The organism is Butyrivibrio sp. XBB1001 (genome assembly GCF_000424505.1).
In the GTDB taxonomy this organism is placed as follows: Bacteria; Bacillota; Clostridia; order Lachnospirales; family Lachnospiraceae; genus Butyrivibrio.
Map to the genome: position 1 here is coordinate 135,244 of NZ_AUKA01000007.1, position 20,049 is coordinate 155,292.

A 20,049-nucleotide genomic window follows, 5' to 3' on the forward strand; every position below is an offset into this window, starting at 1 on the left:
GATGGAGAATAGGAAGATCTGGATCAAGGCCAACGGAAATGAAGATATAGCTACTGGGCACATCAGAAGATGCATGACTATTGCTGATGAACTTATAAGAAGAGGAATGGATGTGGAGTTTATACTGGCGGATGACGACAGCGCCCACGTTCTTAGAGTTCTTTCTGACCAGGATAATACTGTTTTCAATGCCAGGATTTTGCATACAGATTATTCTAAACCCGAGGAGGAATTCGAAATCTTTTCCGAATTTTTCAAAGAAGAAGCACCGGACTTTTTCCTGATTGATTCCTACTATGCAACGCGCGAATACTTTGCAGGCTTAAAGGAGCTTATAGCAAGAAGTGGAAGAAATATAAAACTTGGGCTTATTGACGATTTTGGCAAAAATGATTATCCTGTGGACTTAATTGTTAATTATGATATCTCCGGGGTAAAAGATATTTATAGCGCCAGGGTAAAACTTCTTGGAGAGCAGTATGCGCCTATTCGACCTGCGTTTTCAAAGATAGATTATCAGGTAAGACCAAGGGCCAGAAGAGTATTTTTGTCTACTGGCGGAACAGATCCTAATCTTGTTATAAAGAACATACTGACTGAAATCTACGAGGGTGACAGCCCTTGCAGAAAGGTCCTTGATGTGACAGGTCTTGAATGTGAGGTTATAGTCGGAACATTTTTCGAAGAGGACTACAGGAGAGAACTAGAGGCTCTTTCTGACAGGCATAAAGAGATAACTCTCCATGAACAGGTTACAAATATGCCTGAACTTATGAGTAGCTGCGACTATGCTGTTTCTGCTGGAGGAGCTACTTTATATGAGTTGTGCGCGGTTGGAGTTCCAACGGTAGCTTTTAGCATGGCTGATAATCAGGTTGATTTTGCCATTGGTTTTGATAAGCTTGGAGCAGCTAAATATGCCGGTGATGCCAGAAAGGATCATAGGCTGGTTCAGAAGATTGTTACCTGGGGAACTGCGGCTGTGGATAACCTTGGTTTTAGAAAAAGAATGAGCGATAAAGCCAGAAGTATCATAGATGGAAAAGGAACAGAAAAAATAGTGGATGCCATAGTCGGGCTATTGGTTTGATCCATTGGAAGGAATTTTTATTATTTTATGCGTAAGATTTTTAAGAAAATAAACATACTTCTTGATAGAAGACAGAAACTTCAGATGGTAGGTATAGTATTCCTGATGCTTATCGGCGGAATATTAGAAGCTTTAGGAATTGCAATTATTGCCCCTATCATGCAGATTGTTATAAACCCTGAGAAGGTAGAACAAAACAAGATTCTGGCGGCTGTTTATCATGGGCTTAACCTAAAAAGCACTATACAGCTTGCTGAGGTCATCATGGTATGCCTTATCCTTGTTTTTGTGGTCAAGAATGTGGTTTTGTTCCTTATAAATGTTGTTCAGCTTAAGTTTACTTATACCAATCAATTTGCAACATCAAGGCGAATGATGATCAACTTCATGCAGAGGCCTTACGAATATTACCTTAATGCTGATACCAGCGTTATACAGCGTAGTATTACCTCTGATGTTAACAATATGTACGCACTTATTTTAAGCTGCCTTCAGCTTACCAGCGAAGTTATTGTATTTGTATTTCTTACAGCTATTCTGCTCAGGCAGGATGCCAAGATGACTATTACAATAGCAGTTCTTTTAACGGCAGTTCTTCTTATAATCAAATATGTTATAAAACCGGTAATGGTCAAGGCTGGACAGGACAATCAGGACTATTACAGTGGTCTATATAAGTGGATAAATGAATCTGTTACAGGAATAAAAGAGATAAAGATAGCAGGTAAAGAAAACTATTTTATCAATGGCTATGCTGATTGCGGAGCAGGTTATGTGTACGCAGTTCAAAAATATAATCTCTATAATTCCACACCAAGGCTTCTTATCGAGACAATTGCAATTGCAGGCATGGTGGGATACATGCTTTTTGATATGTCTCAAGGAACAGCGCTTAAGGACCTGGTATCACAGCTTACTCTCATGGGAGTAGCTGCAGCAAGGCTTATTCCAAGTGCCAACAGGATAAATAATTATCTGACTTCAATTGCTTACTTTGAGCCGTTTATGATGAATGTTACTGACAATCTACAGCAGGAAATAAATGATAGATCAGTATCATATAATAGCGATGACTATAGGAAAAAAGTAGAAGTAGAAAAGCTTCCTGTTACCAAGGACATTGAAATGGTGGATATCTGCTACAAATATCCTAATACAGAATCCTATATTTTAGACAAGGCTTCCATGAAGATTCCTGTTGGAAAGTCAGTGGGAATCGTTGGAACATCAGGTGCAGGAAAGACCACAATTGTAGATGTATTACTCGGACTACTAAAGCCTGAATGTGGCAAGATATATGCTGATGGCGTAGATGTCATGTCCAATTACAAGGGCTGGCTTAAGAATATTGGATATATACCACAGACTATTTTCATGGTGGATTCTACAATACGCAAGAATGTGGCCTTTGGCTATGCGGATGATGAAATTGATGATGACAAGGTGTGGCAGGCTCTTAAAGAGGCATCTCTTGATGAGTTCGTTAAGGGACTTCCAGAGGGACTTGATACACAGATAGGCGAGCGCGGAATCAGACTTTCTGGCGGACAGAGACAGAGAATTGGTATCGCAAGAGCTCTTTTTGAAGATCCCGAGGTTCTTGTTCTTGATGAGGCTACATCAGCTCTCGATAATGAAACTGAGGCAGCAATCATGGATTCTATTAATAGGCTCCATGGTAAAAAAACTTTGATCATTATTGCTCATAGGCTTCAGACCATAGAAAAATGCGACATGGTATACAGAGTTGGTGATGGCAAGGCTGAAATAGAAAGACAGTAATAGTTGGAGGATATATGTCAGACGGGGTAGTGCTAGGAAAAAAGAGAAATGCAAACTTTGAACTCTTGCGAATAGTTGCAATGATAATGATCATTGTACTTCATTATAATACCTATTGTGATACACTGATCCATTTGGGAATGCCAGTTACAGGCGTAGAAGTCTATGCAACTATTTTAGAGGCTTTTTGCATAACAGGTCTTAATACTTATGTATTCATAAGTGGATATTTCCTTTCAAATTCCAAGGTTAAACTGAGCCGTGTTTTGCAGCTTATCTGCCAGGTGTTTTTTTACACGGTCATGATTTCTTTAGTCATGATGATTACTGGAACTTATGTTGTAAGGTCAAATGATTCCTTTTACAAGATAGTTCAGTATCTTTTTCCAATAACCTCTGAACATTACTGGTTTGTGACAGCCTATATAATCATGTATGTTCTTGCCCCTGTCATGAATTCAGCAATACATGCGCTTTCTCGTAAGCAGCTCAAGACAGTTATTTTGGGTCTTCTAATATGGTTTTGTTTTATTAAGAGCTTTGTTCCAGTTATGTTCGTTACTGATAAGTGGGGATATGACTACGGATGGTTTATTGTTTTGTACCTTATTGCAGCTTATATACGTAAATATGATGTAAGGGTGTTCTATAATGCCAGAAATAGCCTTATAGTCTTCTTTATATCCTGCATTATCATAGCCTTTATGAAGTTTGGAATTTACTATATAAACCTGACAAGGGGAGGCTTTATTTATTTCTTTGATGTTCCGTTTCATTTTAATTATTTCTTTACCCTCACTGGTTCTCTGGGACTTTTCTCTTTCTTTAGATATTACAGGGTAAAAGAAAACAAGACTGCGGATGTGATCAGATTTATAGCGCCATTTACCTTTGGCGTATACCTTCTTCACATGCATATTGAGATGAAGGACAGATGGGTAGAGTGGATAGAACATATAATAGGAGAAGTTCCTGTACATAGTGTCCCTTTATATGCTCTGCACCTTGCAGCTTCAATAGTTATAATCTTTACAGCTGGCGTATTCGTTGACTGGATCCGAAAACTTGTATTTGGCTTTGTTGGAAGAGTTTGTCATGATACCTGGCTCTTTAAGAAGATAAGACAATGGGATGAGTCGTTATGTTAAGTACTATCAGAAGTTTTTTCTATAAGTTCAAAAGATATCAGGCACCACTGGAAAAATATGTTTTTCCAGTGGCTTTGCTATTATACCCGCTTATAGGTGTTAACTTGGGAATAGATATAGCAGATACTACTTATAGCCTGACTAATTTTGAGTATATGTCTTCTATTGACCCAATGTGGATACTATCTACGTTTATAAGTAACCTTGTGGGAAAACTATTCATGCATTTACCCTTTGGGGGTACTATGTTGGGAATTGGCGTTTACTGCAGCTTTCTTATAAGCTTTGTGGCACTTGTTTCGTATTATATGCTTCAGGATTATATGCCAGGTTGGATGATATTTATAGGTCTTTTTATAGCAGAAAGTCTCTGCTGGTGTCCAAGAGCTATATTGTATAACAATTTATCCTATGTCTTTTTATCATTTGGTGTTCTGATGCTTTTAAAGGGGATGTTTGCCTGGAAAAGGCAGGGAATGTATTTGTTCCTGGCAGGAGTTTTTCTGGGGATAAATGTGATGGTGAGATTCCCTAATATAGTTGAAGCTTCATTGATCCTGATCCTATGGTTTTATCTATTTATCACAAAAGAGGATTTTGCAGTAGCTGCAAAAAACACAGGCATCTGTATCGGCGGATATATAACTGGATTTGGATTTTTTTATTTAATAACATGCATTATGTATGGCCCGCTTGCGTACTTTGATATGATTGGATCCCTGTTTAGCATGACAAGCGGCGCCTCTGATTATTCGTCTGGTGGAATGATATCAATGATAATTGAGGGGTATACATCAGTGCTGATCAAGATCGCTATCATTGTACCGTGTATGCTGGCCGGAATCGTGATGTTCATGCTAAAGACTAATAAGTATATCTGGATTAAAAAGGGACTATATGTGGCAGGCCTACTTATTCTTGTAAGATATTTCTTTGCTGTGGGAACCTTTACCAGAAATTATACCTACTATGACAGTGTATTTAATGTCGCCATGATGTTTGTGATAATAGCTGTTATTATTGGAATAGTCGGTTCAACGGGATTTTTAAACGGAAATAAGCAAGAGCAGGCTCTTTCATTTGCTGTAGTAATGCTGATACTGGTTCTGCCAGTTGGAAGCAATAACTATACATATCCCATCTTGAATTGTCTGTTTGTCATTGCACCTATTACTTTATGGCTTATCAGACGGCTTATGCAAAGACTTGGGGATAAGGATATAAACTTCCCATGGCAGGCAATGATAACAATGGTTATCATAGTTCTTTTGATCCAGGGAACAATTTTCCATTTCAGATTTGCCTTTGGAGATGGAATGGATGGAACAGATAGAGATAGTTACGTTAGTGGAATAGCAAAGATTTCAGGCATGAAAACTTCTAAGGCCAATGCTGACAGTCTTAAGGAGCTAAATGATTTTTTGGGCGAGAATTCCCTTATGGACGAGAAGACTATATTTTTTGGCGGAGTTCCTGGTCTTTCCTACATCTATGATCTTGAACCAGCTATAAACACCACATGGCCAGATCTTGACAGTTATTCTGTGGATAAATTTGAAAAGGCTCTTTCTGAGCTGTCTGTTTCTAAGGAACCAGAGCCTATGATCATAGTTGGCAAGGACATGGCAGAATATGCTAATATAAATTCAAAATATGATATTTTATTGGACTATATGGCTGAACATGATTATAATAAGGTATTTGAGAACGAAAGATTGACAGTTTTCGTTACAGGATTTGAAAGTGAGGACTGATTTAGTTTTTATGGAAGAAAAGAAAGATATTTTTGACAGAATCATGTCTTTACCCATTCTGAACATATTTGAACCTTTTTATAAGAAGTACAAGGAAGGCTTGTTATACCTCTTCTTTGGAGGACTTACTTTCTTTTTGAGTATTTTTCTTTTTTGGTTCATGGATAGTGTTATGCACCTTAATGAGGTGGTCAATAACTCTATAGACTGGGTAATATGTGTTGCATTCCAGTTCTTTACCAACAGAACATGGGTATTTGATGGCAAGGTAGACACTAAAAAGGATTTCCTGAAGCAGGCAGGATCATTTACTTTAGGAAGGCTCTTTACACTAGTGGTTGAAGATCTTCTGATATTTATTTTCATCACTCTTATGGGGTTCCCCAAAATGCCAGTCAAGCTGGGAGCAACCTTTGTTGTAATAGTACTTAACTATATTATTAGTAAACTTATAGTCTTTAAAAAACCAGACCAGAAAGAGAAGCTGGCCTCAGAGGAGTAACTTATGCGTATAAATTTTAATGTACCACCATTTACAGGAAAAGAATTTGACTATATCAAAGAGTGTGTGGAGAACCAGAAGATCTGTGGAGATGGTCCATTTACAGCCAAGGCTAATGAGTGGATTGAGAAAAAGACTGGCGTATCCAAGGCACTTCTTACTACATCCTGTACCCATGCTACAGAGATGTCAGCCATACTGGCTGGAATCAAGGAAGGTGATGAAGTTATCATGCCTTCATATACCTTCGTTTCTACAGCAAATGCCTTTGTACTTAGAGGAGCCAAGGTTGTATTTGTAGATATCAGACCAGATACAATGAACATCGATGAAACAAAAATCGAGCAGGCTATTACTTCCAAGACTAAGGCTATAGTTCCTGTTCACTACGCAGGTGTTGCCTGTGAGATGGACACGATCATGGATATTGCTAAGAGACATAATCTCTATGTTATCGAGGATGCTGCCCAGGGCGTTATGTCAACTTATAAGGGCAAGGCACTTGGCTCAATCGGTGATTTTGGTAACTTTAGTTTCCACGAGACCAAGAACTATAGTATGGGTGAAGGCGGAGCTCTTCTTTTAAGAGATGAGACCTTTGTGGATGATGCTATTATCATCAGAGAAAAGGGTACTAACAGAACTCTTTATAAACTTGGTAAGGTAGATAAATATAGTTGGATCGAGCCAGGCTCTTCATATCTTCCAAGTGAGATGAATGCAGCTTACCTTTATGCTCAGCTTGAAATGGCAGACGAAATCAATGATGCCAGAATGGATCATTGGAACAGATATTTTGAGGCACTTAGACCACTTGAGGAAAAGAAGCTTATTGAGCTCCCAGTAGTTCCAGAGGGGTGCGTTCACAATGCTCACATGTTCTACATTAAGTGTAAGGACCTTGAAGAGAGAGAGCAGCTTATAAACTTCCTTAAGAGTAACGATATCCTTCCTGCTTCTCACTATGTACCACTTCATTCTTCAAAGGCTGGTAAGATATACAGTGAGTTCAGAGGAGAAGATAGATATACTACCAGAGAGAGCGAGAGACTTCTTAGACTCCCTATGTACTACAAGCTTACTAATGATGATATTGACGAAGTTGTTATGAGGGTTAAGGAGTTCTACAAATTCACATAATTGGGGAATAATATGGAAAAGCTTAGATCACTGAAGAGCTCAATAATATCTGCATTAGTTGTACTGGCTGTGCTTGTATTAACAGCATATTTTGGTGACTACTTTTTTGACCTTAACGATGATGTTTTAATGAAAGATATTCTCTCAGGAGCCTATACAGGAACTCCTGAGGGACATAATATCCAGATGCTGTATCCTATCAGCTTCTTTATCTCTGTTTTATATAGAACCGGGATAAATGCAGATTGGTATGGCATCTTTTTATGTCTTTTGCAATATCTGTGTATGTTTATCATTGGTAAAAAAGTATATGAATATGGAGAAAATGCAAGGAAGGGCGTCCTTTATATTATTGCCTTTGCCAGTGTGGTTCTTGGATTTTTCTGGCCACACCTTCTTTATGTTCAGTACACTGTTGTCTGTGGCCTCTTATCGGCAACAGCGGCTTTCCTTATACTTTCATCCAGTGACAATTCCAAAAAGGATGACATACTAGCTATAATAATGATCCTTGTAGCATATCTGATAAGGTCAGAGATGCTTCTTTTGACACTACCTATGGTAGGCGTTGCCATTCTGATAAAATGGTGCCTTACCAGGCTGCGCCTTGCAGATGATAAAGGTATTTCAAAATGTGGTCTTAGAAAGCAGCTTCTTGGCAAGTATGTAAGACTTTGCGCTTTTCTGATCCTTGGACTTTTTGCTTGTCAGATGGCTCACAGAATAGCCTATAGCAATCCCGAGTGGAAGGAATTTAACAGGTTTTTTGACAACAGGACAGAGCTTTATGACTTTCAGTACATTCCTGATTACGCAGAGAACAAGGACTTTTATGACAGTATAGGTTTGTCTGAGAGTGAACAAAAACTCCTTCTTAACTATAACTTTGAACTTGATGATGAAATAAACGCAGATACCCTCAAGAAAATAGCAGACTATGCCGCAAGCTTAAGAGGAGAAGAAAAACCCCTTAAGGACAGGCTGATGAATGCGGTATCTCTTTATATATACAGGCTTCATCATGTTGAAACTCCAAGGGCCTATGAGTATCCAATGACAGACTATCCATGGAATATGGGTGTTTTGGCCCTCTATATTTTTGTTTTTATCGCATGTATTGTTGTTTACAAAAAAGATAAGGCTGGACTTTTTCAGAGTATTGGCCTGATGGTAGTTCTTTTTGCCTGCAGTAGTGTCTTGTGGCTTTACATCATAATGAGAGGAAGAGACCCTATAAGGATCACGCATCCTATGTACTTTCTTGAAATGTTGATACTTCTAGGAATGCTGACTCTGATTGTAAAAGACAGACAAAAGAAATTGTGGGTTCCTGCACTTTGTATCTGCCTGCTTGGAATGGTCACAGTGCCAATGCAGATCAAAGTAATAGAGAAAGAGTATTTCGAGAGAAGCCTGATGCTTGCTCATTATGAGACGCTTTACGATTACTTTAAAGATAATAAGGATTCCTATTACTTTGTTGACGTATACACAAGCGTTTCCACTGGGGACAATGTTGTAGGTGATGCCACTTTTTCTGAGAAAATGTTTTACAGAGTGGATAACAGCTTCTATAACCACGATATACTAGGCGGATGGGCCAGCAAGAGCCCGGCATACAGTGATAAACTAAAAAGAGCAGGCTTTGACAATGCGCAGGATGCGCTTTTATCTGATAATGTATACTTTGTTATCAGGGATATGGATGATGTTACCTGGCTTTCTGATTATTACAGAGAAAAGGGTATAGAAGTTAACTTAAATAAGGTTGATCTTATAAATCAAATTTTTGCAATATACAAGGTAGAGAGAGTAGAGTAATGGACGAAAAGATGATCAAAACTGGAGAGCAGGTCTGTCTTAGACTTATAACAGGAAATGATACTGATCTTATTGTTAAGTGGAGGAATAATGAAAGAGTAAGACAGAACTTTGTCTACAGGGTTCCATTCACAAGAGAAATACACGAGAACTGGCTACAGACTCAGGTTTTTGCAGGCCGTGTAGTACAGATGATCATATGCGAAAAAGATAATGGAAACAGACCAGTTGGTAGTGTGTATCTGAAGTACATAACAGAAGATAAGTCTGAAGCTGAGTATGGAGTATTTATCGGTGAGGACGATGCTACAGGAAAAGGCTATGGCAACGAGACAGCAAGGCTTGCTGTTGAATATGCAAGAGACCTTGGGCTCAAGAGACTTATCCTCAGAGCTTTTAGCTATAACAGCGTAGCTATAAAGAGTTATGAGAATGCCGGATTTAGAGAGTATCAAAAGCTTCCAATGGTTGAGTGCAGTGATGGCATAAAAAGTGATATGATACTCATGGAGAATCTTTTACAAACTGAAAGGGCAAATTCCTAATGCACAATAAAAAGATTAGTTTTGTGATTCCATGTTACAGGTCAGAAAATACAATAGGATCTGTGGTTGATGAAATAAGAGATACCATGTCAGGCATGGCAGATTATACATACGAGATCATCCTGGTCAATGATGGCTCGCCAGATAATACCTGGGATAAGCTAAAAGAGATAGCGGCCAAGGCTGATAATAAAGATGTAGTTGGCATCAATTTTGCCAAGAACTTTGGACAGCATGCTGCCCTTATGGCTGGCCTTCACAGGTCAACAGGAGACTATGTTATCTGCCTTGACGATGACGGACAGACTCCAGCTGATGAGGCTTACAAGCTTATTAACGCTCTTGAAGAAGGAGCAGACGTAGCTTATGCAAGATATAGCCACAAGCAGCACAATCTATTCAGGAACTTTGGAACCTTTATGAATGAGACTATGGCCTATGTGATGCTGGGTAAGCCCAAGGAACTCTTTGTTTCAAGCTACTTTGCTGTACGCAGGTTTGTGGTAGATGAGATGGTCAAGTATGAAAGTTCCTATCCCTATGTTATAGGTCTTGTACTTAGGACCACCAAGAATATTGTTAATGTAGATGTTAACCATAGAAAAAGAGAAATTGGTCAAAGCGGTTATAACTTTGCCAAGCTCTTTGGCCTTTGGATCAACGGATTTACTGCTTTTAGCATAAAGCCCCTGAGGGTTGCAACCTTTACAGGCTTTTCCTTTGCAGCAATAGGCTTTATCTATGGTATTTATACAATAATCAAAAAGTTTGTACGCCCTGATGTTCCCGTGGGATTTTCTGCTCTTATGAGTGCGATAATCTTTATTGGCGGAATGCTGATGCTGATGCTTGGAATGATCGGAGAGTACTTGGGGAGAGTATATATTTCTCAGAACAAAAATCCACAATTTGTAATTCGCGAGACTACAGAAGATGGAAAAGAGTGATTTGGGGAAGAACAAATTCAATAGAAACAGTAAGATAGCCTGGCTTATGTCAGGCTTATTTGGCGTTTTATCAGGGCTTTTTATGGTACTTGGATATCAGCTTGAAAAAGAGTCCCGGATAAATCTTGCAGATAAAAATGCCATGTACATAATGGCCCTTATAATGGTTGTTCTGACAGTTGATGCCAAGCACGTGTGGGATAATTACACCAGCACCTTTTATGGCGAGAAGCTGATGGGGCTTTTTAGACTTGATAAATACAGGGCAAACTACGGCAAGAGCGACAAGAAGAGCAGATTTGTGCAGAACTGGCTCCTGATGATGGCTTTGAATATTCCAGTACTTCTTGGAACATTTCCTGGCTTTTTTGTATATGACGCTCAGGATGAGCTCAATGAAGTACTGACTAGGACCTTTACCACACACCATCCGCTTTTGCACGTGCTTCTCTTAGGCGGCACAATAGCCCTTGTCCACAAGATTACAGGTTCATGGAATGCAGGAATATTTCTCTATATTCTTCTTCAAATGATGGTGATCACGGCTATATTTGCCTATGTTACAGACTATCTTTATCAAAAGAAAATTGGAAAGACAGGAAATTTGATCACTTGTCTTTACTATGGCCTTTTTCCAACCATAGTGATGTTTACGCTCTGCTCTAGCAAGGACGGCCTGTTTGGAGCTTTTTTGCTACTCCTTACAGTATTTTTATTTCAGATGGTTGAGGATTTGGAAGGATTTCTATCTAGCAGACTCAAGGTGGTCCTGTTTATCAGCTCAGCTGTTTTAATGCCGCTCTTTAGACATAATGGCTTTTACGCCTATTTAGTATTTGTGCCCTTTGCACTTTTCTATTTCAGAAAAAAGATAAAGAGCTTTGTAACTCCTATGCTACTCATTCCTGTAGCTTTATATCTGATCATCTCAGGGCTTTTTTCAGGAATTCTTAGCAGTGAAGGAACCCATCACCAGGAAATGCTTACTGTGCCAATAATGCAGATGGCAAGGGTATATACCTATGATCCGGAAGTACTTACCCAGGAGGAAAAAGAGCTACTTACAAGCTATATACCAGAGGAAAACCTAAAACTGTATACTCCAAGGGTTTCAGATATGGTAAAGATTGGCTTTGACAATGAGCTCTATGAGAAGGATTCAAAGTCATTCTGGAAGCTGTGGAAAAGTCTCCTTGTCAAGAAACCAATGACATATTTAAATGCATGGTTTTTGACTTCCTATGGATACTGGTACCCAGCTTCTGTCATGAATGTTTACCAGGGGAATACAGTATTTACCTTTACTTATAAAGACAGCTCCTATTTTGGCTATGAGGTAGAGGTACCAGGACATAGAGCCAGCCTTATTCCGGCACTTGACTCCTTGTACAGATATCTTTCAATTGGAAGCTTTCAGCAGGACGCGCCTGTTCTTGCGCTGCTGTTCAAGCCTGGCTGCATTTTACTTATCTATATGTTTGTTCTCTTTTACAGGTTATCAAGAAAAAGCTTTAGCGGCGTATTGCCCTTTATGCCAATGATCTTAACCTTTTTGACAGTCCTTCTGGGGCCTACATATCTTGTGAGATATGTGGTTTATCTGTGGACATGTCTTCCTCTGCTGATGGCAGGAAATCCTGCATCCAACGCAGGAATAAGGTGATTTCTATATAGACCAATGACTTTTTGGTACGTTTGATTAAGAACTGCATGTATGTTAATATTTAATGATGGTTTTTTGCGCTTAAAAATAGTGGGAATACAGATAAATGAGAAAAATAATCAGTAAAAAAACTGGAGCTAAAATAGTGGTCATGTTGCTGACACTTCTGGTAGTGCTTAGCATATGGCCTTTTAGAGTATGGACAGATGTAAAGGAATATAGTGCCGGTGGCGAATACGTAGGGGCTACTGAGCAGAATGCCTCCTTTGAGAGGAGTTATCTACAGAATTTCATAACACAGTATGACAGGCTTAGCAGCATAGATGTATACATTTCAGAAATGGCAACTGGCAAATACATCATGGCCCAGGTTCTTGATGAGAATTATACAGAGGTCTTAAGAGTAGTTGTCGATACAGATGAGTATGAGATTCCTGGATTTGTTAATATTCCCATGGAACTTAATGTGGAGGTTGGCAAGAACTACAGCCTTGTTCTCAAGGATTGCAGGTCTATGTACAAGATTGGACTTGAGGATCTAAATGGAGAGGCCGGATATGTTGGAAGCCTCTTTTGCGCAGGCCAGGAGATACCAGCAAGGCATTTTTATGCTAACTATAATTACAGAGTACCTATGCCCAAGAGCTTTTCTATGATTGCTATCCTGATTGCGCTTGTTGTAGCAATCACAGCATTTACCATCATAGAGCTGTTCTTTAAAAAATATCCTGAAAAAAATACCATTTCAACTGTTGAGAAGGCCCTTAGATTCATAGCCAATCCGGTGGCAGCAGTCTTTTTTGCTACGCTTATGATAATGGTATTTCCTCTTAAGATGTTTGATTCGAGAGTGATAGATATTATTTTTTATGAGCTTGGACTTATCATCTGTGCAGGAATAGTATTCTATGGAATCAACCACAGAGTTGTAACACATAAGCTGGGAATTTCCTTCTGGGATGGAATCCCTGACAAAAATAAAGTCGTATATGTCCTACAGATGCTTATGATAGCTATGGCAATCTGGTATGCAAGTGAATATATGAACGGTCTTTATGACATTTTCCATACTCTTTCACAAAGACGCATGGAAATATGCCTTTTGCTTTTGATATTACTGACATTTTCATTTAAAGAGGTTTTCAATGTCTTTAATCTGATATGGCTTGTGGCTTCAGTTATATGGTCCATAGGCTATTACGGACAGAACAAGCTTCCTGTGTCAGATAAAGAGTATGATATCAGAAATCTTGCACTTAGATATTTCATAGTTATCATCATTCTTGCAGGATTTGTGGTAATTGGTGTAGTAAGGCCGCTTATCCATGGCATGATCAGCAATATTAGAAACAAAAAGCCTTTCTTTAGGACGAATTATTCATTGACAGTATTTGGCTGGATCAGTATCGCATTTTTTGCTTGTCTTGTTGTATTTAGAAATACCAGAACCTGGGGTGTATTTATGGTTCTGATATTTGGAGCCCTTTTCATCAGAATGCTGATGTGGAGAGGACGACCTGACTGGTACAAGATCCTTTCCGGGGGACTAATGCTTAATTTTGCTATATCCCTTGGATTTTCACTGCTTCACAGATATTTTGCAGGATATATGCTTGGAAGGTTTGGATTTATCTTCCACACAGTTACAGTTACTGCGGAATACTTTACAGCTATGGGAGCTGCTGCGACAGTAATGCTGGCTATAAAGGTTATTTCCTTCCCTAAAAACTCATCAAGGATCGAGCTTTTTAAGACAGCCTGGAAAGAGATAGTTCTTTTTGGATGGATCATGTCCTATTCACTGTTCACAGTATCAAGGACTACTTATGTGGCTATAGTTGCCTGCATATTTGCAGTGGTTATAGTTGTAATATCCTTCCACAAAAAACAGTTTGGAAGAATCTTCTGCACCATGGTTCTTTCTGTTTTGGTGTGCTTCCCTGCGGCATTTACTATGCAGAGGATCATTCCTACAATGATTGCGGAGCCTGTTCATTATGAAATAGATGATACTGATGTTCAGATAAGAGGCGGTGCTGATTGGGATAACACTAACTTCATGTGCGTTGAGAGATTTGTAAAGCTCTTTGGGCACAAAATTCTGGGACTTGATTGGGAGGGGTATAATTACCCTAATGATTCAGATAATTATGACAAGGATGGAAATCCTGTACTAGATATTTATGGTTATCCTATGCAGGGTGCTATCACTTTGCCAGAGCCCGTGGGCGGCTATCTCGTTTCAAACGGCTTCACCAGAGCTGAGCTCTTAATTCTTACAGAAGAGCTTGGTGGTTATGTTGATATGGACAACAAGCTTGACGTGATATCAGGTGGAAGAATCACCATCTTTAAGTCATATTTTAAAGAGCTTAATCTGACAGGCCATGATGTAATGGGAGCGGAGCTTCCGACTGGAGAGATAGCTGTTCATGCTCACAACGTGTATCTTCAGGTAGCTTATGACAACGGAATAATTACAGGAATACTTTTTATACTGCTTATATTGGGAGCGCTCATATATGGAGTAGTGCTCTATAAGAAAAATATAAACACTAACCCTCTTTCACTTATGGTATTTGCCATTACAATTGGATTTGCGGCTGCAGGTATTTCTGAGTGGGTATTCCACCTCTGTAATCCACTTACAGTTGCACTTATGCTTTCTTTCGGGGGAATGATCTTTAAGGAAAAGAGATATGAGTAAGAAAAAAGAACCTTTTAACTTTGCAAAACTATATAGAAGGACCGGTCTTATCGTATATGATGTGATGAGCATTATACTTGCCAGCTATATCGCGGTTATCATGCGATATGAGTTTAAGGTGGATGCTATTCCGGATTACTTTTTGTCTCCGGTCAACAAGTTTCTTCCAATAAACATACTGCTGACAATAGTAGTGTTCTATATATTCAAACTTTATGACAGCCTGTGGGCATACGCTGGTGAAAGAGAGATGCAGAACCTGGTGATGGCCTGCGTTGTATCTGGTGTTTTGAACGCTGTGGGACTTCAGTTCTTTAAGGCACATACCCAGGCAATGCCACAAAGTTATTACTTTACCTATACGTTCCTATTGATCACGCTTATTTTTATCAGCAGATTCTCCTATAGATTTCTTCGAAGTCAGAAGCATCGTGTGGAGAACAGGAATAACAGTAAGGCAGTAATGATCATTGGTGCCGGAGAAGCAGCCAACATTATCATCAAGGAAATCATCACTAGCAATTTCTCTACAATGTCAATAAAGTGCATTATTGACGATGACAGTAATAAATGGGGCAAATACATTCAGGGCATCAGAGTTGTAGGTGGCAGAGACAGAATTGTTGAATGTGCAGACCTCTATGATGTGGATGAGATAATTGTTGCGATTCCTTCAGTTTCAAGGCCTGAACTTAAAAAGATCCTGGATATCTGTAAGAACACTAATTGTAAACTTCGTTCACTTCCGGGAATGTACCAGCTTGTAAATGGAGAAGTTAATGTTTCGAGACTTCGTGATGTAGAAGTTGAGGATCTTCTTGGAAGAGATCCTATAGCAGTAGATATGGATTCTATTGCAGGCTATGTAAGTGGCAAGACAGTAATGGTCACAGGTGGTGGCGGCTCCATTGGTTCAGAACTCTGTAGACAGATAGCGGGACATAAGCCAAAGCGCCTTATAATTGTTGACATATATGAGAATAATGCCTATGAGATACAGCAGGAACTTATAAGAGCCTATCCAGAGCTTGACCTTGTTGTGCTCATAGCTTCAGTTAGAAATACTCTTAGGATAAACAGTATTTTTGAGCAGTATAAGCCCGATATTGTTTATCATGCGGCAGCTCACAAGCATGTTCCTCTAATGGAGACAAGCCCGGGAGAAGCTATAAAGAATAATGTTTTTGGAACCTGGAAGACTGCCATGGCAGCAGCTATGAATGGAACCAAGAAGTTTGTTCTGATTTCAACAGACAAGGCGGTTAACCCAACAAACGTAATGGGTGCCAGCAAGAGAATCTGTGAGATGATAGTGCAGACCTTTAACAAGCACTATGATACAGAGTTTGTAGCAGTTAGGTTTGGAAATGTATTAGGCTCCAATGGCTCAGTTATTCCGCTGTTTAAGAAGCAGATTGCCGCAGGAGGCCCTGTTACTGTTACTGATCCTAAGATAATCAGATATTTCATGACAATAACAGAAGCAGTTTCTCTTGTGCTTCAGGCAGGAGCTTATGCCAAGGGTGGTGAGATATTTGTTCTTGATATGGGTGAACCAGTCAAGATCCTTGATCTTGCTGAGAACCTTATAAAGCTCTCTGGCTACAAGGTTGGAGAGGATATCAGAATTGAGTTTACAGGCCTTCGTCCGGGAGAAAAGCTCTACGAAGAGATGCTTATGGATGAGGAAGGACTTCAGGATACATCAAATAAAATGATCCATATCGGTAAGCCAATCGAGATGGATGAGATGAGGTTCTTTTCACAGCTTGAAAGACTCAAGACAGCAGCAGTTGAGGAATCTGCTGAGGTTAAGTCCATTGTTCAGGAGATAGTTACTACTTATCATCCAACAGATAATGAGGCAGACCACACCAAGGAGCATAAAGAGGCCTTGAGAAAAGTGGCTGATAGGATAAACGAAGAGGAGTAATCATGGAAATAAAGCCTTTTGAAAAGAAAGTTTGGCTGTCTTCACCAACTATGCATGGGGAAGAGATCAAGTATATACAGGAAGCTTACGATACCAACTGGATGTCTACAGTAGGTGCCAACATAAATGAAGCAGAAAAAATGATATGTGAAAAGGTGGGCTGTAAGGACGCAGTAGCTCTTTCATCAGGAACTGCAGCTCTGCATCTTGCCATAAGGCTTGCAGGGGAGAAACTCTATGGTCAGCAGAGGGCAGGCCATGGAACTCTTGAGGGTAAAAAAGTATTCTGCTCAGATATGACATTTGATGCTACCGTAAATCCAATTGCTTACGAGGGTGGTGAAGCTGTATTTATCGATACAGAATATGACACCTGGAATATGTGCCCTAAGGCTCTTGAAAAGGCTTTTGAAATCTATCCTGAGGTTAGACTTGTTGTTATAGCTCACCTCTATGGAACTCCAGGCAAGATTGATGAGATAAGACATATCTGTGATCAGCACGGAGCTCTTATTGTAGAAGATGCAGCTGAGTCTCTTGGAGCAACTTATAAGGGAAAAGAGACAGGAACATTTGGCGATTATTCCATCATTTCTTTTAATGGCAATAAGATAATCACAGGCTCTTCAGGCGGAATGTTCCTTACAAATAATCTTGAGGATGCCCATAAAGTCCGCAAATGGTCAACTCAGGCAAGAGAGGATGCTCCCTGGTATCAGCATGAGGAGCTTGGCTACAATTACCGCATGAGTAATGTTATCGCAGGCGTAGTAAGAGGCCAGATTCCACACCTTGAGGAACACATTGCTCAGAAAAAGGCTATTTATGAGCGCTACAAGGAGGGCTTTAAAGATCTTCCTGTTACAATGAACCCATTTGATGATAAGAACAGTAACCCTAACTACTGGCTGTCCTGCATCCTTATCAATAAAGATGCGCTCAGTAAGCAGGTTCGTGGTGAAAAGGATGTTCTGTACATTACTGAACCTGGTAAGAGCTGTCCAACAGAAATTCTGGACACTCTTATGAAATATAATGCAGAAGGCCGTCCAATCTGGAAACCAATGCATATGCAGCCTGTATATCGCATGAATCCATTTATTACCGCAAGCGGAACAGGAAGAGCAAGAAGTAATGCCTACATAGACGAGGGTGCTATAGCAGACGTAGGAGCAGATATTTTTGCAAGAGGTCTCTGTCTTCCAAGTGACAATAAGATGACTCCGCAGCAGCAGGATGTCATTATTGAGATCGTAAAAAGGTGCTTTGAATAATATGTATAGTAAGTTTTTTAAAAGACTATTGGATATAATATTGTCACTGCTTGTAATAATCCTCTTTTCATGGTTATACATAATAGTGGCTATTCTAGTAAAGTTTAAGCTTGGAAGCCCTGTGATATTCAAACAGCCACGTCCAGGCATGAATGAAAAGGTCTTTAATATGTACAAATTCCGTTCTATGACGGATGAAAGAGATGAAAATGGAAATCTCCTTCCAGATGATGTTAGGCTTACTGCTTTTGGAAAAAAGCTCCGTGCAACCAGTCTGGATGAACTTCCTGAGTTCTTTAATATATTAAAGGGTGACATGAGCTTTGTGGGACCCAGACCGCTTCTAGTCAAGTATCTGCCTTTGTATAATGAGGAGCAGAGACACAGACATGATGTAAGACCTGGACTTACAGGATGGGCACAGGTTAATGGAAGAAACTTGCTTAGCTGGGAAGATAAATTTGAAAAAGATGTTTATTATGTCAGAAACATTTCTTTTTTATTTGACCTAAAGATCGTGTTAAAGACTATTGCAGTAGTTTTTAGACATAATGATATTAATAGTGCTACAAATGCTACGATGGAGGCATTTATCGGTACTAAACCAAAGCAATAAAAAGGTAGAATGAAAGCAATCTAATGAAGATACTGATTCTTACAAATTATGCCAACGGATTATATTTGTTTAGAAAAGAGCTGATAGAGAATTTTCAGAAGAACGGACACGAGGTTTTCGTGTCTGTTCCTTTTGATGAAAACTGTGTCAAACTAAAAAAACTGGGTGTTACTCTGCTAGAGGCTCCACTAGAGAGGCATGGTATGAACCCTGCAAAGGACTTTAAGCTCTTTAGGCAGTATATGCGCACAATAAGGAGAGTAAGACCAGGGGTAGTTCTGACCTATACTATAAAGCCCAATATTTATGGAGCGTTGGCAGCAAGAATAAAAAAAGTCCCGTATATATGCAATGTCACAGGACTTGGACAAGCCATTGAAAGAGGCGGGATGCTGAGTAAAATACTATTAAAGCTCTACTCGGTTTCTATGAAAAAAGCCAGAAAAGTCTTTTTCCAAAATGAAAGAAACATGAAGTTCATGCAGGATAGAGGAGTTGCCACGAAAAATGCAGGTCTTTTGCCAGGGTCTGGAGTTAATCTTATAGAACACCCTCTTTCAGAATATCCTTCTGAACAGGCTGGAATTCATATTCTTGCTGTAATGAGAGTGATGAAAGATAAGGGCGTTTCAGAATACTTCGAAATGGTAAGAGCACTTAAACCAGAAAATCCCAACGTCTTTTTTGAACTCGCTGGAGAGTACGAGGAAGATGAGAGAGCTGATTTTGAGCCAGAGATAAATGACCTTGTCAAGATGAATTATCTTAAGTACTATGGGCATATTGACAATGTGCCAGATGTTATGGCTGCAAGCCATATTGTGGTTCATCCTTCTTATCATGAAGGGCTATCCAATGTGCTGCTTGAGGCTGCAGCTTGCGGCAGGCCAGTACTTGCAACAGACGTTAACGGGTGTAAAGAAACTGTAGATGTAGGAAAGAGTGGATATCTCTTTGAAGCCCGTAATTCAAAGTCTCTGATAGAAGCAGTGGAACAAATCTTATCTCTTTCAGAAGATCAGAGAAAAGAAATGGGGCTTGCCGGTCGAAGATGGGTAGAAAAACACTTTGACAGAAATATTGTAATAAATGCATATGATAAAGAAATAGAAAGAAAATGATCAGAC

15 protein-coding genes are annotated in these 20,049 nt (G+C 39.4%); all 15 read left to right on the forward strand.

Features of this window, described 5'->3' with window-relative positions:
• Position 1 precedes the first annotated feature (1 nt).
• The 15 genes from pseG to G631_RS0108330 all read left to right on the forward strand — a co-directional run bounded on the left by pseG (position 2) and on the right by G631_RS0108330 (position 20,043).
• Positions 2-1,090: a UDP-2,4-diacetamido-2,4,6-trideoxy-beta-L-altropyranose hydrolase gene (gene pseG / locus G631_RS0108260; protein WP_026489054.1), complete on the forward strand. Its 1,089-nt coding sequence runs from the start codon at positions 2-4 to the stop codon at positions 1,088-1,090.
• Positions 1,091-1,117: 27 nt separating this feature from the next.
• Entirely contained in the window at positions 1,118-2,872 is a 1,755-nt protein-coding gene (locus G631_RS0108265) for an ABC transporter ATP-binding protein (protein ID WP_026489055.1), read from the forward strand.
• A gap of 14 nt (positions 2,873-2,886) precedes the next feature.
• Positions 2,887-4,020: an acyltransferase gene (locus G631_RS0108270; RefSeq protein ID WP_026489056.1), complete on the forward strand. Its 1,134-nt coding sequence runs from the start codon at positions 2,887-2,889 to the stop codon at positions 4,018-4,020.
• Positions 4,014-5,774, forward strand: coding sequence for a hypothetical protein (locus tag G631_RS0108275; protein ID WP_026489057.1), 1,761 nt, complete (start codon positions 4,014-4,016; stop codon positions 5,772-5,774). Before G631_RS0108270 ends, G631_RS0108275 begins: the two co-directional genes overlap by 7 nt.
• A gap of 10 nt (positions 5,775-5,784) precedes the next feature.
• Positions 5,785-6,276, forward strand: coding sequence for a GtrA family protein (locus G631_RS18540; protein WP_035789528.1), 492 nt, complete (start codon positions 5,785-5,787; stop codon positions 6,274-6,276).
• 3 nt (positions 6,277-6,279) lie between these two features.
• Entirely contained in the window at positions 6,280-7,416 is a 1,137-nt protein-coding gene (gene rffA, locus G631_RS0108285; RefSeq protein WP_026489058.1) for a dTDP-4-amino-4,6-dideoxygalactose transaminase, read from the forward strand.
• A gap of 12 nt (positions 7,417-7,428) precedes the next feature.
• A complete protein-coding gene (locus tag G631_RS0108290; protein WP_026489059.1) occupies positions 7,429-9,237 on the forward strand; it encodes a hypothetical protein in 1,809 nt (602 codons plus the stop codon).
• Complete coding sequence (locus G631_RS20155) at positions 9,237-9,782, forward strand: GNAT family N-acetyltransferase (protein ID WP_051197033.1); 546 nt, start codon at positions 9,237-9,239, stop codon at positions 9,780-9,782. The genes G631_RS0108290 and G631_RS20155 overlap by 1 nt, the downstream gene beginning before the upstream one ends.
• The gene (locus G631_RS0108300; protein WP_026489060.1) at positions 9,782-10,729 is read left to right on the forward strand and encodes a glycosyltransferase family 2 protein; all 948 of its coding nucleotides are present in this window, start codon (positions 9,782-9,784) and stop codon (positions 10,727-10,729) included. The genes G631_RS20155 and G631_RS0108300 overlap by 1 nt, the downstream gene beginning before the upstream one ends.
• A complete protein-coding gene (locus G631_RS0108305) occupies positions 10,716-12,392 on the forward strand; it encodes a DUF6020 family protein (RefSeq protein WP_026489061.1) in 1,677 nt (558 codons plus the stop codon). The genes G631_RS0108300 and G631_RS0108305 overlap by 14 nt, the downstream gene beginning before the upstream one ends.
• A 106-nt stretch (positions 12,393-12,498) precedes the next feature.
• Positions 12,499-15,099 (forward strand): O-antigen ligase family protein, encoded by a 2,601-nt coding sequence (locus G631_RS0108310; RefSeq protein WP_026489062.1) that lies wholly within the window; start codon positions 12,499-12,501, stop codon positions 15,097-15,099.
• Entirely contained in the window at positions 15,092-17,032 is a 1,941-nt protein-coding gene (locus G631_RS18550) for a polysaccharide biosynthesis protein (RefSeq protein ID WP_035789530.1), read from the forward strand. The genes G631_RS0108310 and G631_RS18550 overlap by 8 nt, the downstream gene beginning before the upstream one ends.
• A gap of 2 nt (positions 17,033-17,034) precedes the next feature.
• A complete protein-coding gene (locus G631_RS0108320) occupies positions 17,035-18,306 on the forward strand; it encodes a DegT/DnrJ/EryC1/StrS family aminotransferase (protein WP_026489063.1) in 1,272 nt (423 codons plus the stop codon).
• 1 nt (position 18,307) lies between these two features.
• Positions 18,308-18,922, forward strand: coding sequence for a sugar transferase (locus tag G631_RS0108325; RefSeq protein ID WP_026489064.1), 615 nt, complete (start codon positions 18,308-18,310; stop codon positions 18,920-18,922).
• A 23-nt stretch (positions 18,923-18,945) separates the two neighbouring features.
• A complete protein-coding gene (locus tag G631_RS0108330; protein WP_026489065.1) occupies positions 18,946-20,043 on the forward strand; it encodes a glycosyltransferase family 4 protein in 1,098 nt (365 codons plus the stop codon).
• Positions 20,044-20,049 lie beyond the last annotated feature (6 nt).

What these genes read in the sequence shown, in the direction of transcription:
- pseG (WP_026489054.1), top strand. Translation starts at nt 2, where the DNA reads ATGGAGAATAGGAAGATCTGGATCAAGGCCAACGGAAATGAAGATATA.
- G631_RS0108265 (WP_026489055.1), top strand. Translation starts at nt 1,118, where the DNA reads ATGCGTAAGATTTTTAAGAAAATAAACATACTTCTTGATAGAAGACAG.
- G631_RS0108270 (WP_026489056.1), top strand. Translation starts at nt 2,887, where the DNA reads ATGTCAGACGGGGTAGTGCTAGGAAAAAAGAGAAATGCAAACTTTGAA.
- G631_RS0108275 (WP_026489057.1), top strand. Translation starts at nt 4,014, where the DNA reads ATGTTAAGTACTATCAGAAGTTTTTTCTATAAGTTCAAAAGATATCAG.
- G631_RS18540 (WP_035789528.1), top strand. Translation starts at nt 5,785, where the DNA reads ATGGAAGAAAAGAAAGATATTTTTGACAGAATCATGTCTTTACCCATT.
- rffA (WP_026489058.1), top strand. Translation starts at nt 6,280, where the DNA reads ATGCGTATAAATTTTAATGTACCACCATTTACAGGAAAAGAATTTGAC.
- G631_RS0108290 (WP_026489059.1), top strand. Translation starts at nt 7,429, where the DNA reads ATGGAAAAGCTTAGATCACTGAAGAGCTCAATAATATCTGCATTAGTT.
- G631_RS20155 (WP_051197033.1), top strand. Translation starts at nt 9,237, where the DNA reads ATGGACGAAAAGATGATCAAAACTGGAGAGCAGGTCTGTCTTAGACTT.
- G631_RS0108300 (WP_026489060.1), top strand. Translation starts at nt 9,782, where the DNA reads ATGCACAATAAAAAGATTAGTTTTGTGATTCCATGTTACAGGTCAGAA.
- G631_RS0108305 (WP_026489061.1), top strand. Translation starts at nt 10,716, where the DNA reads ATGGAAAAGAGTGATTTGGGGAAGAACAAATTCAATAGAAACAGTAAG.
- G631_RS0108310 (WP_026489062.1), top strand. Translation starts at nt 12,499, where the DNA reads ATGAGAAAAATAATCAGTAAAAAAACTGGAGCTAAAATAGTGGTCATG.
- G631_RS18550 (WP_035789530.1), top strand. Translation starts at nt 15,092, where the DNA reads ATGAGTAAGAAAAAAGAACCTTTTAACTTTGCAAAACTATATAGAAGG.
- G631_RS0108320 (WP_026489063.1), top strand. Translation starts at nt 17,035, where the DNA reads ATGGAAATAAAGCCTTTTGAAAAGAAAGTTTGGCTGTCTTCACCAACT.
- G631_RS0108325 (WP_026489064.1), top strand. Translation starts at nt 18,308, where the DNA reads ATGTATAGTAAGTTTTTTAAAAGACTATTGGATATAATATTGTCACTG.
- G631_RS0108330 (WP_026489065.1), top strand. Translation starts at nt 18,946, where the DNA reads ATGAAGATACTGATTCTTACAAATTATGCCAACGGATTATATTTGTTT.